The sequence below is a fragment of the Sphingomonas profundi genome, assembly GCF_009739515.1.
Lineage (GTDB): Bacteria > Pseudomonadota > Alphaproteobacteria > Sphingomonadales > Sphingomonadaceae > Alterirhizorhabdus > Alterirhizorhabdus profundi.
Window position 1 is genome coordinate 2,696,893 of sequence record NZ_CP046535.1, and the last position, 14,328, is coordinate 2,711,220.

The window sequence follows — 14,328 nt, forward strand, 5'->3', positions numbered from 1 at the left end:
GCAGCCGCTGCGGTTAAGGGCATCGATCGGCTCGCCAGAGACCTCGAAACTTCTGTGGTATTCCAGTACCACTCGCGAAAGTGGCGTTTTGCTTGACGATTCGGCCCGTCATCTGCATTAGCGCCCCGTCAGCGCCGCCCGTTCGGGTGGCGCGCTTTCGTTTCGAAGGGTCCGAGCCATGAAAGCGCTCATGAAGACCACCAAGTCGGCGACGCCGTCGACGGTGGAGAAGAAGTGGCACCTGATCGATGCCGACGGCCTCGTCGTCGGCCGCGTCGCCTCGATCATCGCCAACATCCTGCGCGGCAAGCACAAGCCGAGCTTCACGCCGCACATCGACTGCGGCGACAACGTGATCGTCATCAACGCGGACAAGGTGCGCTTCACCGGCCGCAAGATGCAGGACAAGCGCTACTACAAGCACACCGGCTATGCCGGCGGCATCAAGGAGATAAGCCCGGCCAAGGTGCTGGAGGGCCGCTTTCCCGAGCGCGTGCTGGAGAAGGCCGTGGAGCGCATGATCCCGCGCGGCCCGCTGGGCCGCCAGCAGATGCGCAACCTGCGCGTGTTCGGCGGCGCGGAGCATGATCATGCCGCGCAGAACCCCGAAATCCTCGATGTCGCGGCCATGAACCGCAAGAACAAGGTGGGCGCCTGATGTCCGACAATCGCCAGTCCCTCAGCGATCTCGCATCGCTGACCAACACCCCGGCCCCGGCCGCGGCACCGGTGACAGACTCCTATTCCACCACCGATGGCGACGACGCGACCGCCGCCTATGAGGCGCCGGTTCTGCCGACGATGCCGCTGCGCCAGCAGGAGATCGACGCGCAGGGCCGCGCCTACGCCACCGGCCGCCGCAAGGATGCCGTCGCCCGTGTGTGGCTGAAGCCCGGCACCGGCAAGATCACGATCAACGGCCGCGATCAGGAGGTGTATTTCGCCCGCCCGACGCTGCGCCTCGTCATCAACCAGCCATTCGGCGTCGCCGAGCGTGACGGCCAGTATGACGTGATCTGCACGGTCAAGGGCGGCGGTCTATCGGGCCAGGCCGGCGCGGTGAAGCATGGCATCAGCCAGGCGCTGACCCGCTACGAGCCGGCGCTGCGCGCGCCGGTGAAGGCCGCCGGCTTCCTCACCCGCGATCCCCGCGCGGTGGAGCGCAAGAAGTACGGCCGCGCCAAGGCTCGCCGCAGCTTCCAGTTCTCGAAGCGCTGATCCGCATCCTCATCCCGGAGCCGATCCGGGGTACATGGATGGACGACGAGAGAAAAAGGGCGGTTCCGCATCGGCGGGGCCGCCTTTCTCTTGTCGTCCGCGGCTTGCAGTCCCGCGATGCCGCGCTGCATGATCGCGCAGTGGAAACCCGCCCGCATGGAGCAGCACCATGGCGACGATGATCGATCCCGCCCCGCTTACGCCGGCGCCCGCGCGCGACCCGGCCTTCGCGCCCGATCTGTTCGAGCGGCTGCTCGCTATCGCTTCGGCGGCGCTGCTGGCCGCGATGGTGGCGGCCGTCGCGCGCGGGCACGATCGCTGGGCGGAGGCGGGGCCGATGGTGTGGCTGCACCTCGCCACGATCGCCGTCGCCCTGGCGCTCACCCCCGTGATGCTGTAGCGCCCGCGCGGGGACCGGCCGCATCGCCTGATGGGCCGGGTATGGGCGGCGAGCCTGCTGCTCACCGCGATCCTCAGCTTCGCCATTCGCGGGGTGAACCACGGACGGTTCAGCTTCATCCACCTCCTGTCGCTATGGATGCTCTATCTGGTGCCGAAGATCGTCTGGTCCGCCCGCACCCACAACATCCGCGTCCACCGCAGCAGCGTGCGCGGAACGGTGTTCGGCGCGCTGCTGATCGCCGGCTTCTTCACTTTTCCGTTCAACCGCATGCTCGGCGGCTGGCTGTTCGGCTGAGGCGCGCTCAGGCGGCCGCCCGCTGCCGCACGCGCACGTGCAGGGCGCCGTCCGCTATCGTCAGTTCGTTGAACGAAGGCTCGGTCGTGCGCGTCCGCTCGGAGAGCGTGCCCGCCCCGATCAGCCGCAGCGGCGCGCCCGCGCCCGTCCACGCAATGTCGAACGGATCATGGACATGGCCGCTCAGCACCGCGTCCGCGCCGGCGCGCGTCAGGCGATGCAGCGCCTCGATCCCGCGCAGCGTCTCGCCATGGCCCTCGCTCACCCCCTCGTCGGTCAGCGGATGGTGGCAGGTGACGAGCGCGATGCGATCGGCCGGGCAGGCGCGCAGCAGCGCCTCGGCCTCGCGCAGGCTGCGCCTGCTCACCACCCCCCACGACCAGTTGAGCCGCCACTGCGCCCGCGCCGTCGTCTTCAGCGGCACCAGCCACACGCCCGGCAGATCCAGCGGCCGCTCGATCGCGCGCTCGATCCGGTCGTAGCGGCGATAGGGATAGAAGAAGCGGGCGATCGGATTGTGATAGGGGATGTCGTGATTGCCCGGCTCCACCGTCACCGGCACGCCGAGCGACGCCAGCCACGCCGCCGCCGCCGCATATTCGTGCGATCGCGCCCGCATCGTCAGGTCGCCGGTGATGATCACCGCGTCCGGCTTCTCCTCGGCCACGCGCGCGGTGAACCACGCGATCGCCTGCTCGTCCTCCCGCCCGAAATGCAGGTCGGAGACGTGGAAGAGTCGCGTGCTGCCCATGCCGCCTGAAAGCCGCGCGGGGCCGCGTGGTTCCGTTCAGCCGAGCGCCCGCGCCAGGCTGCCCCGCGCCGCCGCGCAGGATGCCCGCGCCGCCTCCTCCACGCTCAGCGCGCGGTGCGCGTGGGAGAGGATCTCCACGCCGTAGCGGCCGGCATAGCCGGTCGCGGCGATCGCCTGCAGAAAGCCGTCGAGATCGAACTCGCCCTCGCCGCACAGCGCGCGGCGATCGATCGTGTCCTCCAGATAGGAGCCGACCTGCTCCAGCCGCCCGTCGTCCAGCTCGACATGGTTGACGATGCCGGGCGCCAGCGCCGCGATCTCGGCGAAGGGGATGGCGCCGCGGGTCATGTGGAAGCTGTCGATCAGCAGGCCGCCATTCGCCCGGCCGGCGCCCGCCACGATCGCCCGCCCGGTCGCCACGTCGGGGATGCTCGTCTCCGGCATCACCTCGATCGTGATGGCGGTGCCGGCCGCGCGGGCATCGTCGCACAGGCCGGCGAAGCTCTCGATCACCTGCGGCAGCGGCCACTGCGTGCCGTCCAGCGTGCCCGTCACCTTCACGTGCACCGCTTCCAGCGCCTCGGCGGACGCCAGGATCGCGCGCCGCTCGGCATCGGCCGCCACGCGCCGGGCGCCGTCGGTGAACCAGTCGCCCAGCACCTCGATCTCGCAGAACAGGCCGTTGGCGCGCAGGATCGCGGCGATCCCGGCATGGCCGCCGGCCGGCAGCATCGCCGCGATATCCTCCTGCAGCAGGCCGATGCCCTGGTAGCCGCCGGCGGCCGCCGCCTCCGCCCGCCGCGCGAGCGGAACGGGGCTCACCATGCTGCCCTCCAGCGGGCGGACGGCGCCGGCCAGGGTGAAGTAGCTCGCGATCAGTGCCGGCGGCGCGCCCATCGTTCGTCCCTTCTGCGATCTCGGTCCGTCGTCGGCCTTGCCGCCGCCGCCGGCCACTCGCGCTTTGGCTAGCGGCCTGTGCAAATCGTCAGCATGTTCGGGGGGCGGCCGGCGCTACCAAGGCGGCCCCAAGCAACGGAGGCTCGCATGACCATTCTGATCGCCGGCTGGCTCGATTTCCCGCCCGAGACCGCCCGCTCGATGATCGAGGCCGCCGATCCGCTGATCCGCGCCGCGCTGGACGAGCCCGGCTGCCGCGCTTATTCCTGGGCGCTCGATCCGACGAAGGCCGGCCGCATCCACGTGTTCGAGGAGTGGGCGAGCGAAGCCGACCTCCAGTTCCACTTCGACAATGCGCCGTACAAGCAGATGGGCGATCATCTGCGCGCCGGCGGGATGAGCGATTTCTCCGTGAAGAAGTATCGCAGCGATCTGGCCGAGCCGGTCTACGACGATCAGGGCGTGCCCCGCTCCGACTTCTTCACCGCCTGACAGGGCCGGCGCCTGCGCGGTCGCGGTGGCGGCCGTCACAGGCTATGATCTGGATCACAGGCCGCGAGGCGATCTCCGTCTATCCCGAGTCCCGCGTCGCGGCAGGCGGCGGGGCTCCGGCTCCGCCGGGATCACACACCTTCGCGGGCTGCGGCACCGGCTCCATGCCGGGTTGTCGGATGGAGACGGCGATGTGGCGGGTGATCGGATGTTGGGTGGCCGTGGCGACCTTGGTGCTGATGAGCCCGTCCATGGCGCACTCGGCAGCCGATGAGCCCACGACGCCGGTCGACACGCCCGACGCGATCGTCTGCCAGCTGCTCGCCGGCTGTCCGTCGTCCGATCCGGCGGCGGCGGCTCCCGCGCCGCGCGGCGGCCGCGTCGCGCGCACACGCGGCTTCTCGTTCCGCGACAAGGGCGATGGCGGAGACGTGGTGGACGAGCAGCCGGCGGCGGCACCCGCCGCCACCGGCCGCTACGATCTGCGCATCGGCTTCATGTTCGCCTCCGCCGAGCTGACGCAGGACGATCGCGCCCGCACCGCCGCCTTCGCGCTGGCGCTGCGCGATCCGCGCATCGTGGATCGCCGCGTGCGGATCGAGGGGCATACCGATTCGATCGGCGGCGACGCCGCGAACCTCGATCTCTCGCGCCGCCGCGCCCGCGCGGTGGGCGACGCGCTCGTCGCCGCCGGGGTCGACGGTTCGCGGCTGGACCTGGAGGGCTATGGCGCGCGCCGCCCGCTGCCCGGCGTCCCCGCCGAATCTGGCGCCAACCGCCGGGTGATCGCCGCCCTTTCGCGCTAGGGCATAGCGACGTTCAGCTTTTGCATGCCCGCTCATCCTGAGGAGGGGCTGAGCGGAGGCGAAGACCCGTCTCGAAGGACCATCCATGTCCTTCGACACGCCGTTTCGACAAGCTCAATGGCTCCTCAGGCTGAGCGGTCTGCATGAATTGCGAGTAAGAACCGGCTTCATCCGCTCGAGGTCGCTCCCGTCCGGGTCGGCGCGACGCCGGCGAACCGCCGCCGATCAGCCCGCGGCCTTCGCCTTCCGTGCGGCCCCGCGCTTCGCTACGGTCGCCTTCGCCGGTGCCGATGTCTCCCTCACCGTCAGCAGCGGCTTCAGATAGGCGCCCGTATAGCTGCGCGGTTCCTGCGCCACCTGCTCCGGCGTGCCCGTCGCCACGATCTCGCCGCCCTTGTCGCCGCCTTCCGGGCCCAGGTCGATCAGCCAGTCGGCGGTCTTGATCACCTCCAGATTATGCTCGATCACCACCACGCTGTTGCCCTGCTCCACGAGCGCGTGCAGCACCTCCAGCAGCTTGCGGACGTCCTCGAAGTGCAGGCCGGTGGTCGGCTCGTCGAGGATGTAGAGGGTGTTGCCGGTCGCCCGGCGTGACAGCTCCTTGGCCAGCTTCACCCGCTGCGCCTCGCCGCCGGACAGGGTGGTCGCCTGCTGGCCCACCTTGACGTAGCCGAGACCGACCTCCGCCAGCATCGCCATCTTGTCGCGGATTGGCGGCACCGCCTTGAAGAACTCGACGGCGTCCTCCACCGTCATGTCGAGCACGTCTGCGATGCTCCTGTCGCGAAACTTCACCTCCAGCGTCTCGCGATTGTAGCGGGCGCCGTGGCACACGTCGCAGGTGACGTAGACGTCGGGCAGGAAGTGCATCTCGATCTTCAGCACGCCGTCGCCCTGGCACGCCTCGCACCGCCCGCCCTTCACGTTGAAGCTGAACCGCCCCGGCTTGTAGCCGCGCGCCTGCGATTCCGGCAGACCGGCGAACCAGTCGCGGATCTGGGTGAAGCTGCCCGTGTAGGTCGCCGGGTTCGATCGCGGCGTGCGGCCGATCGGCGACTGGTCGATATCGATCACCTTGTCGAGATATTGCAGCCCCTCGATCGTCTCGTGGTGCCCGGCCAGCATCCGCGCGCCGTTCAGCGTGCGCGCGGCGGTGGCGTACAGCGTATCGATGGTGAAGGTGGACTTGCCCGATCCCGACACGCCGGTGATGCAGGTGAAGGTGCCGAGCGGGATCGAGGCGGAGACGTTCTTCAGATTGTTGGCGGTGGCGCCCTTCACCGTCAGCAGGCGGCCATTGCCCTTGCGGCGCGCCCTGGGCAGCGGCACGGCCCGCCTGCCGGTGAGATAGTCTGCGGTCAGGCTGTCCTCGTTGACCAGGATTTCCGCCAGCGTGCCCTGCGCCACCACCTGCCCGCCGCGCACGCCGGCGCCCGGCCCCATGTCGATCACATAGTCGGCGGTGCGGATCGCATCCTCGTCATGCTCGACCACGATCACCGTGTTGCCCAGGTCGCGCAGCCGCTTCAGCGTCACGATCAGCCGGTCGTTGTCGCGCTGGTGCAGGCCGATCGAGGGCTCGTCCAGCACGTAGAGCACGCCCGACAGGCCGGAGCCGATCTGCGACGCCAGGCGGATGCGCTGGCTCTCGCCGCCGGAAAGGGTGCCGCTGGTGCGATCGAGGTTCAGATAGTCGAGCCCGACATTGTCGAGGAAGCCCAGCCGCTCGACGATCTCCTTCAGGATGCGCTCGGCGATCGCGCGCTGCTGATCGTTCAGATGGTTCGGCATGTCGCGGAAGAAGGCCAGCGCGGGGCCGACCGCGCGGCGGGTGGACATCGAAATGTCCTCGCCGGCGATCTTCACCGCCAGCGCCTCCGGCTTCAGGCGCGCGCCGCCGCACACCTCGCACGGCGCGGAGGACTGGTACTTGGCCAGCTCCTCGCGCATCCACGCGCTCTCGGTGGAGAGCATGCGGCGTTCCAGATTGCCGATCACGCCCTCGAACGGCTTCTTCACCTCGTAGCTCTTCTTGCCGTCGATGAACTTCAGGGCGACGGGCACGCCCCTGGTGCCGTGCAGGATCGTGGCGACATGCTCGGGCGCCAGCATGTTCCACGCCACGTCGAGCGAGAAGCCGAAGTGGCGGGCGAGGCTGGCGAGCACCTGCATGTAGTAAGGCGACGGCGGGTTCGATTTGGCCCACGGCACCACGGCACCCTTGGCGATCGACAGATGCTCGTTCGGCACGACGAGCTGCGGATCGAAGTACAGCTTCTCGCCAAGGCCGTCGCACGCCGGGCACGCCCCCTGCGGCGCGTTGAACGAGAACAGGCGGGGCTCGATCTCGGCGATGCTGAAGCCGGAGACGGGGCAGGCGAACTTCTCGCTAAAGGTGATGCGGTTGGCGGGCACGGCGCCCACGCCGGCCGCGGCCGATCCCTTGGCGGCGCCCTTCTTGCTGGTGCCGGCGGGCGCCGCCTCCGCCTCGCGGCCGGGCACCACGCCCTCGGCCAGATCGACATAGGCGAGACCCTCGGCCAGCTTCAGCGCCGTCTCGAAGCTCTGCGCGAGCCGCGTCTCGATATCGGCGCGCACGACGAGGCGATCGACGACCACCTCGATGTCGTGCTTGTACTTCTTGTCGAGCGCCGGCGCCTCCTCGATCTCGTGGAACTCGCCGTCGATGCGCACGCGCGTGAAGCCGGCGCGCTGCCACTCCGCAAGCTCCTTGCGATACTCGCCCTTGCGGCCGCGCACGGCGGGCGCCAGCAGGTAGAAGCGCGTGCCCTCCGGCAGCTGCATCACCCGGTCGACCATCTGCGACACGGTCTGCGCGCTGATCGGCAGGCCGGTGGCGGGCGAGTAGGGCACCCCCACGCGCGCCCACAGCAGGCGCATATAATCGTAGATCTCGGTAACGGTCGCCACCGTGGAGCGCGGGTTGCGGCTGGTCGTCTTCTGCTCGATCGAGATGGCGGGGCTCAAGCCCTCGATATGATCGACGTCGGGCTTCTGCATCAGCTCCAGGAACTGGCGCGCATAGGCGGACAGCGACTCGACATAGCGGCGCTGCCCCTCGGCATAGATGGTATCGAAGGCGAGGCTCGACTTGCCGGAGCCGGAGAGGCCGGTGATGACGACCAGGCTGTCGCGCGGGATGTCGACCGACACGTCCTTCAGATTATGCTCGCGTGCGCCGCGCACGCTGATGTGGGTCAGCATCGGGCGGCCCCCGGTATCGGATCGTGGTTCGGCATGGCGCCCTCTGTTCCAGATTTGTTCGGCTCGGGCAAGCGGCCCCGCGCACGCCGATATAGGGTGGCGGCGGCCGCTGCCTAGCGCGCGGCGCGGGCGACATCGGCCCGCCCGGTGCCGACCGTCGCCGCGGCGTTTGCCGGCATGGCGCTAAACATCGCGGCTTGGGCGCCGTAATCCGGTGCAGGCGGATCGGGGCGGCACGCGGCGGCAGTCGTCCGCCGATCCCGTTGCCGGAGGACTTGTCTTGGCCATGCGTACCCCCGATGCCGCCGCCCTCGAAGCGATGCTGGTCCAGGCGCTCGCCACCAGCGACCGGCTGGACTACGACATGGTCGGCGCGCACGTGGCGACCGCGCTCGATGCGTTGCGCCGCGAGGCGGCCCGGCCGCGCCGGGCGGCCTTTGCCGAGCTGCCGTTCCCGGTGCTGGAGGGCTGATCGGCCCTCCCCGTTGTCTTTTCGCCTGTGCGGCGCGGGCGGCGCGCTGTATCGCCCCTGCCTCACTTTCCGCCAGGGATGACGATGCGGCTGGGCCAGAGGATCGGACAGGCGCTGCTCGCCGCGCTGGCAACGGCCGGCTGCTCGCCGCTGCGCACCTTCGACGCGCTGGTGCCGAAGGATGGCGGCACCATGCGGATCGCCGCCGATCTGCCTTACGGCGCCGATCCCCGCCAGCGGCTCGACGTCTATGCGCCGCGCCGACCCGGGGCGTCGCCGCTGGCGACGATCGTCTTCTTCTACGGCGGCTCGTGGAGTTCCGGCACCCGCCGCGGCTACGGCTTCGCCGCGCGGGCGCTGGCATCGCGCGGGTTCGTCGTCGTCGTGCCCGATTACCGGCTGGTGCCGGCGGTGCGCTTTCCCGCCTTCCTCGCCGATTGCGCCGCGTCGGTGCGCTGGGCGCGGGCGAACGTGGCGCGCTACGGCGGGGATCGCGCGCGCATCGTGCTCGTCGGCCACTCGGCGGGCGCCTACAACGCGGCCATGCTCGCGCTCGATCCGCAGTGGCTCGGGGATGCGCGGGGGGCGGTGCGCGGCTTCGTCGGCCTTGCCGGCCCCTATGATTTCCTGCCGCTCGAAGGCCCGATCACCACCGCGACCTTCGGCGCGTGGCCGGTGCCGGAGGAGACCCAGCCGATCCGCTTCGCCGGCGCAGGCGATCCGCCGGCGCTGCTGCTCAGCGGCGCGGAGGATCGCACGGTGCTGCCGCGCAACGGCCGCGCCCTCGGCCATGTGCTCCAGGCCGCCGGCGTGCCCGTGGAGGTACGTGAATATCCGCGCCTGGGCCATGTCGGCATGGTCACGGCGCTGGCCCGCCCGCTGCGCGGCAAGGCGCCCGTCCTCGCCGACATCGCCGCCTTCGCCCACCGCGTGACGCAGGGCGCGCCCGCCTCCTCGCGCCCGCCCGCAGCGCGGCCGTAATTTCTCCGCGGGCGGCTGGAACGCGGGCGGCGCAGGGCGGTTCGGGGCGCATCGTCGAACAGCGTGGGGGAACGGGATATGCGGCTGAGCATAGAGGCGGTGCTTGACTATCAGATGGCGGAGCCGGTGGACGTGCTGCTCACGATCGAGGCGGCGCCGCTGCCCGATCAGATCCTGATCTCCGATTCGCTGACGATCGACGGCAGCGGCCCCCTGCGCCCGGTGCCCGGCGAGGAGAGCATCGGCCGCCGCACCTGGATGCACGCGCACGGATCGTGGCGCGCCACCTACAAGGGCGTGTTCGACGTGACGCGCGACGTGCCGGACCTGAGCACGCTCAAGCTGGCCCACCGCCACGATCTGCCGGCGCTGGTGATCCCCTATCTGTGGCCGAGCCGCTACTGCGAGAGCGACCAGTTCAACGACTTCGTCGAGGACGAGTTCGGCCGCTACAGCGGCGGCGCCAAGGTGCAGGCCATCGCCGACTGGGTGCACGATCACCTGAAATACATCGCGGGATCAAGCGACGCGACGACCACTGCCAAGGACACGTTCGTCACCCGCCACGGCGTGTGCCGCGACTATGCGCATCTGATGACCACCCTCACGCGCGCCGCCGGCATCCCGGCGCGCGTCGTCTCGGCCTATGCGTGGCAGCTCGATCCGCCGGATTTCCACGCGGTGGTGGAGGTGTGGCTGGAAAATGGCTGGCAGCTGGTCGATGCGACGCGGCTGGCGCCGGTAGAGGGGCTGGTGCGGATGGCGGTGGGCCGCGACGCGCTGGACATCGCCTTCATGACCGTGTTCGGCGCATGCCAGCTCGTCGAGCAGCGCGTGTCGGTTGAGCGGATCGACTGAAGTCTCGCCGCGACGTTCGTCGAACAGATCAGGTCGTTCGTCGCCGATCATGTCGCATGTGGAGGCTATTGGCGGCCCCGTCGAAGAACAGACGCACGAACGACGCGAATCCGTAAAGGAAATCCCGGACAGCGGCGGCGGATCGCTCCCGCAGTCGAGAACGGGATTTCATCAACGGAGGATTTCATCATGATCGCCACCATCCGCACCCTCGCCGTATCTGCCGCCGCCACCCTCGCTGCCGTTGCCGGCATCCCTGCCCACGCCGCCGATCTCGGCGATCAGCGCAGCGTCGAGATCCGCCACGGCGATCTCGATCTCACCTCCGCGCAGGGCAGCGCCGCGCTGCAGCGGCGTGTTCGCCTCGCGGTGCGCTCGGTCTGCGGCACCGCCGACACGCGCGATCTCGCCGCCCAGCAGCGCATGGCGGCCTGCCGCGCCCAGGCGAACGCCGCCGCCCGCCCGCGCGTCGATCTGGCGATCGCCAGCGCCCGCTCGGCCACGCAGCTCGCGCAGAATGTCGGCGCGCCTTCGCTCCACGCCGCCGCGCACTGATCCCCGCCGCGGACCATCCCCGAAGCCGACGCTCCGGGGATGGTCCGCACGCTTCCGCGCATGCACGATCCGGCCTATGCCGGCGCCCGACATGCCCGAGACCCCGCCGACCGACGCGCCGATCGCCGCCGCGGCCCCCGCCCGCACCGCGCCCGTCGCGATCACGGCACCGGACGGCGGATCGCAGGAGGGGGTGCTCACCCTGCCGGACGGCTGGGGCGCCGCCCCACCGCTCGTCAGCTGCACCATGATCAGCCGCGGCCGCATCTTCCCCGCCGCGCTGGCGATCGAGTGCTACCGCCGCCAGACCTATCCGAACCGCGAGCTGGTGATCGTCACCGCCGCGACGGACGGCGCGCTCGCCGCCCACGTCGCCGCCCTCGGCGATCCCACGATCCGCATCGACAGCGTGGCGGAGATGCCGCTCGGCGAGCTGCGCAACGCCGCCGTGGCCCGCTCGCGCGGTGGCATCCTGTGCACCTGGGACGACGACGATCTCAGCGATCCGCAGCGCATCGCCTTCGCCGTCGCCGCGCTCGCCCCGGCCAGGGCCGCCGCCTCGCTGCTGCTGCGCACCCTGCTGTGGTGGCCGGCGCGCGGGCGCCTCGCCATTACCCGCCGCTACGGCTGGGAGATGACCCTGGCGGCGCGGCGGGCGGCGCTGCCCATCTTTCCCGCGATCGGCCCGGGCGAGGACACGACCGTCGTCAACCTGATGCGCGGCCTCCACCCGCTGGTGCTGATCGATCGCCCGATCGACTATCTCCGCGTCGTCGGCACGAACATCTGCCCCGTCGATCACTTCGAATGGCTGTTCGACACCGCGACGGAGACGTTCGCGGACGAGGCCTATGAGGCGACCCTGGCGACGCTCGACCGGCGGATGCCCGTCGCGGCCTATCGCGCCGGGCTATAGGCGATCGCCGAACAGCCCGGACCATGCTGAACGCGTTTCAGCACGACGGCACGGAAGGTCGGAAGCGATCGGCCATGGCAGCCGCCCACCGCCGCTCACGCCAAGCCCGCATCCTCGCCGATGATGGAAGCGGGCCGCACATAGCCGAACGGGCCTTCGCCGGCCCAGCCCCGCCCGTCGGGGAAGCGCAGCTCGATGCCGGCGAGGTCGCGCTCGTCGGCCAGCCGCATGTTGACGCCCATCACCCCGTTGCCGAACTTCGCCACGGCGCCGGCGGTGAGGGTGAAGTGGGTAGTCGAGCCGCACCGGCCGCAGAAGCCGATCTCCGCGCCGGGATCGTCCTTGTCCGCCCGGGTATAGCCGCGCGCCGCGCCCTCGACCGCCACGTCCGCCGGCTGGAAATAGCCCCAGCGCGCGCCCGTTTTGCTGCACAGGGTGCAGTTGCACTCGTGGATATAGTCGGGTCGCCGGTCGATCCGCACGCGGATCAGGCCGCAGTGGCAAGCGAGCGTCAGCATGTGCCTGCCCCTATCATCACCGCCACCTGGCCGATAGCCGCCTATCGGCCGGCCATCTCCTTGGCCGCCGCTAGATAGGTCCGGCCGATCCGCACCTCGCCGCCGTCGCGCAGGTCGGCATGCCACACGCCCAGGCCGTCGTGGCGCAGCTTGGCGATGAAATCGCGGCGGACCAGGGTGGAGCGGTGGAGGCGGATGAACAATTGCGGGTCCAGCCGCCGCTCCAGCTCGCTGATCGTCTGGTGCAGCAGGAAGCTGCGCTGGCCGATATGCAGCCGCATATAGTCGCGCTCGGCGTCGATCCGGTCGATGTCGATGGCGGCGAGGCGGATCATCTCGGATCGGTGCGGCACCCAGAACTCGTCGGCGTGGGGGCTGGGCGCCGCGGCCGGCTGCGGCGGCGGCGCCGCGCGCAGCCGCTCGCCGACGCGCGCGACGGATCGCTCCAGCCGCTCGGCGGAGACCGGCTTCAGCAGATAGTCGACCGCCGCGACGTCGAAGGCGGCGACGGCGAACTGATCGAACGCGGTGCAGAAGATGATCGCCGGCCGCCCGCCGCCCTCGCCCCGCTCGGCGCGCGCGGCGAGCGCCGTCGCCACGCCCAGCCCGTCGAGCCCCGGCATCGCGATGTCGAGCAGCAGCAGGTCCGGCTGTAGAGCATCGACGAGGCGCAGCGCCGCCTCCCCGTCGCTCGCCGTGCCGACCAGATCGATGCCCGGCGTCCGCGCGCAGAGGATCTGGAGACGCTCGACGGCGAGCGGCTCGTCGTCCACCACCAGCGTGCGGAGCGGCGCCGGCTCAGCAGTCACGCCGCACCAGCGGCAGGAGGAGCGTCACGCCGAAGCCGCCGCCGGGCAGCGGTCCCCAGTCGCACGCGCAGGCTTCGCCATAACGGGCGGCGAGGCGATCGCGCACGTTGCGCAGCCCCACGCCGGTGCCGGGCGGGGCATCCTCGTCCGGCAGCATCGTGTCGCCGTCATCCTCCACCGTCAGCCGCAACACCGATCCCTGCTCCTTTGCGCGGATGCGGATGGTAATTGGCCGACGCGCGCGGGACACGCCATATTTCACCGCATTCTCGACGAGCGGCTGCAGGATCAGGCCCGGCACGCAGGCGTTCTCGAGCTCCGGCGGAACGGCGATGTCCACCACCAGCCGCTCGGGAAAGCGCACCGCCTCGATGTCCAGATAGAGGCGCTGGAGGCGGATCTCCTCGTCCAGCCGCATGTCGTCGGTGGGATCGCCGGTCAGGCTCGTGCGGAAGAAGGTGCTGAGGTTCATGATCATCCGCTCGGCCGCCTCCGCCTTGCCGATCATGACGAGCGACGAGAGCGAGTTGAGCGTGTTGAACAGGAAGTGCGGATTCACCTGGTAGCGCAGCGCGCGCAGCTCGGCGGACTGGGCGGCGGCGCGGAAGCGGGCGGCGCGGCGCTCGGCCACGCGGGTCTCGGCGGCGTAGCACATCGCCAGGTACAGGGCGGCCCAGGCGGCGATGAAAAAATAGCCGTTGGCGGCATTGTCGGCGATCGCCTGGATCGGCGTCATGCTGTGGCCGTCGCTGCCGCCGCCCACCTGCACCATGATGCGGCGATTGGCGTCCAGCGTCACCGGCGGCAGCGGCACGGCGGCGGCGGCCCGCGCCGCCGCGGCGGCGCGCCGCGCCTCGCGCGCGGCGACCACCGCCTCGGCACGCGCCGCCGCCACGGCCTCGGCAGCCTCGGCGGCAGCTTCCGATCCGCCCGCCGCCGTGACGCCGGCCTGCGCGCGGCGGGCCTCGGCGATGGCCGCGACGGCATCCTGCACGGCCTCCGCCGCGTCCGTCGCGTCGGCGACGCTGTCGTCGGCATCGTCCAGGCCGCGCGCGGCGGCGCGCCGCGCCTCGCGGATCGCCGCGCCGGCATCTCGGCTCGCCGAGGCGACGATCGCCTCGATATCGGGCAGC

General features: G+C 70.7%; 16 protein-coding genes and 1 pseudogene. 11 read left to right on the forward strand and 6 right to left on the reverse strand.

Annotated elements, in window-relative coordinates; genetic code table 11:
* The first annotated feature begins 178 nt into the window (after nucleotides 1–178).
* The 4 genes from rplM (at nucleotide 179) to GNT64_RS21935 (ending at nucleotide 1,915) form a co-directional block, all read left to right on the forward strand.
* On the forward strand, nucleotides 179–658 hold the full coding sequence (gene rplM / locus GNT64_RS12850; protein WP_156679876.1) for a 50S ribosomal protein L13: 480 nt from the start codon (nucleotides 179–181) through the stop codon (nucleotides 656–658).
* On the forward strand, nucleotides 658–1,218 hold the full coding sequence (gene rpsI, locus GNT64_RS12855) for a 30S ribosomal protein S9 (RefSeq protein WP_156679877.1): 561 nt from the start codon (nucleotides 658–660) through the stop codon (nucleotides 1,216–1,218). The genes rplM and rpsI overlap by 1 nt, the downstream gene beginning before the upstream one ends.
* Nucleotides 1,219–1,387: 169 nt before the next feature.
* The gene (locus GNT64_RS21930; protein ID WP_231638994.1) at nucleotides 1,388–1,618 is read left to right on the forward strand and encodes a hypothetical protein; all 231 of its coding nucleotides are present in this window, start codon (nucleotides 1,388–1,390) and stop codon (nucleotides 1,616–1,618) included.
* 30 nt (nucleotides 1,619–1,648) lie between these two features.
* The gene (locus GNT64_RS21935; protein WP_231638995.1) at nucleotides 1,649–1,915 is read left to right on the forward strand and encodes a DUF2306 domain-containing protein; all 267 of its coding nucleotides are present in this window, start codon (nucleotides 1,649–1,651) and stop codon (nucleotides 1,913–1,915) included.
* 7 nt (nucleotides 1,916–1,922) lie between these two features.
* Here GNT64_RS21935 and GNT64_RS12865 read toward each other — a convergent pair whose 3' ends face one another.
* On the reverse strand, nucleotides 1,923–2,666 hold the full coding sequence (locus GNT64_RS12865; RefSeq protein ID WP_156679878.1) for a metallophosphoesterase family protein: 744 nt from the start codon (nucleotides 2,664–2,666) through the stop codon (nucleotides 1,923–1,925).
* Nucleotides 2,667–2,702: 36 nt separating this feature from the next.
* Entirely contained in the window at nucleotides 2,703–3,563 is an 861-nt protein-coding gene (locus tag GNT64_RS12870) for a sugar phosphate isomerase/epimerase family protein (protein WP_156679879.1), read from the reverse strand.
* Between the two features lie 147 nt (nucleotides 3,564–3,710).
* Between GNT64_RS12870 and GNT64_RS12875 the strand changes: the two genes are divergently transcribed.
* Both GNT64_RS12875 and GNT64_RS12880 read left to right on the forward strand, forming a co-directional pair.
* Complete coding sequence (locus tag GNT64_RS12875; protein ID WP_197276981.1) at nucleotides 3,711–4,055, forward strand: putative quinol monooxygenase; 345 nt, start codon at nucleotides 3,711–3,713, stop codon at nucleotides 4,053–4,055.
* Nucleotides 4,056–4,246: 191 nt separating this feature from the next.
* Nucleotides 4,247–4,861: an OmpA family protein gene (locus tag GNT64_RS12880; protein WP_231638996.1), complete on the forward strand. Its 615-nt coding sequence runs from the start codon at nucleotides 4,247–4,249 to the stop codon at nucleotides 4,859–4,861.
* A 225-nt stretch (nucleotides 4,862–5,086) separates the two neighbouring features.
* On the opposite strand, the gene uvrA is transcribed toward GNT64_RS12880, so the two are convergent.
* On the reverse strand, nucleotides 5,087–8,086 hold the full coding sequence (gene uvrA / locus GNT64_RS12885; protein ID WP_231638997.1) for an excinuclease ABC subunit UvrA: 3,000 nt from the start codon (nucleotides 8,084–8,086) through the stop codon (nucleotides 5,087–5,089).
* A gap of 280 nt (nucleotides 8,087–8,366) precedes the next feature.
* Between uvrA and GNT64_RS12890 the strand changes: the two genes are divergently transcribed.
* From GNT64_RS12890 to GNT64_RS12910, 5 genes are all read left to right on the forward strand, one after another.
* Nucleotides 8,367–8,558, forward strand: a complete 192-nt coding sequence (locus tag GNT64_RS12890; RefSeq protein ID WP_156679882.1) for a hypothetical protein — start codon at nucleotides 8,367–8,369, stop codon at nucleotides 8,556–8,558.
* A 78-nt stretch (nucleotides 8,559–8,636) separates the two neighbouring features.
* Nucleotides 8,637–9,539 (forward strand): alpha/beta hydrolase, encoded by a 903-nt coding sequence (locus GNT64_RS12895; protein WP_156679883.1) that lies wholly within the window; start codon nucleotides 8,637–8,639, stop codon nucleotides 9,537–9,539.
* Between the two features lie 78 nt (nucleotides 9,540–9,617).
* Nucleotides 9,618–10,397, forward strand: a complete 780-nt coding sequence (locus tag GNT64_RS12900; RefSeq protein ID WP_156679884.1) for a transglutaminase-like domain-containing protein — start codon at nucleotides 9,618–9,620, stop codon at nucleotides 10,395–10,397.
* Nucleotides 10,398–10,586: 189 nt separating this feature from the next.
* The gene (locus GNT64_RS12905) at nucleotides 10,587–10,952 is read left to right on the forward strand and encodes a UrcA family protein (RefSeq protein ID WP_156679885.1); all 366 of its coding nucleotides are present in this window, start codon (nucleotides 10,587–10,589) and stop codon (nucleotides 10,950–10,952) included.
* Nucleotides 10,953–11,043: 91 nt separating this feature from the next.
* Entirely contained in the window at nucleotides 11,044–11,868 is an 825-nt protein-coding gene (locus GNT64_RS12910; protein WP_156679886.1) for a glycosyltransferase family A protein, read from the forward strand.
* 95 nt (nucleotides 11,869–11,963) lie between these two features.
* Here the strand turns inward: GNT64_RS12910 and GNT64_RS12915 are convergent, their stop codons facing one another.
* From GNT64_RS12915 to GNT64_RS12925, 3 genes and pseudogenes are all read right to left on the reverse strand, one after another.
* Entirely contained in the window at nucleotides 11,964–12,386 is a 423-nt protein-coding gene (locus tag GNT64_RS12915; RefSeq protein WP_156679887.1) for a GFA family protein, read from the reverse strand.
* A 41-nt stretch (nucleotides 12,387–12,427) separates the two neighbouring features.
* Nucleotides 12,428–13,195: a LytR/AlgR family response regulator transcription factor gene (locus GNT64_RS12920; RefSeq protein WP_156679888.1), complete on the reverse strand. Its 768-nt coding sequence runs from the start codon at nucleotides 13,193–13,195 to the stop codon at nucleotides 12,428–12,430.
* Nucleotides 13,185–13,922, reverse strand: a pseudogene (locus GNT64_RS12925) (sensor histidine kinase); the annotation flags it as partial. The gene GNT64_RS12920 and the pseudogene GNT64_RS12925, both read right to left, overlap by 11 nt.
* Nucleotides 13,923–14,328 lie beyond the last annotated feature (406 nt).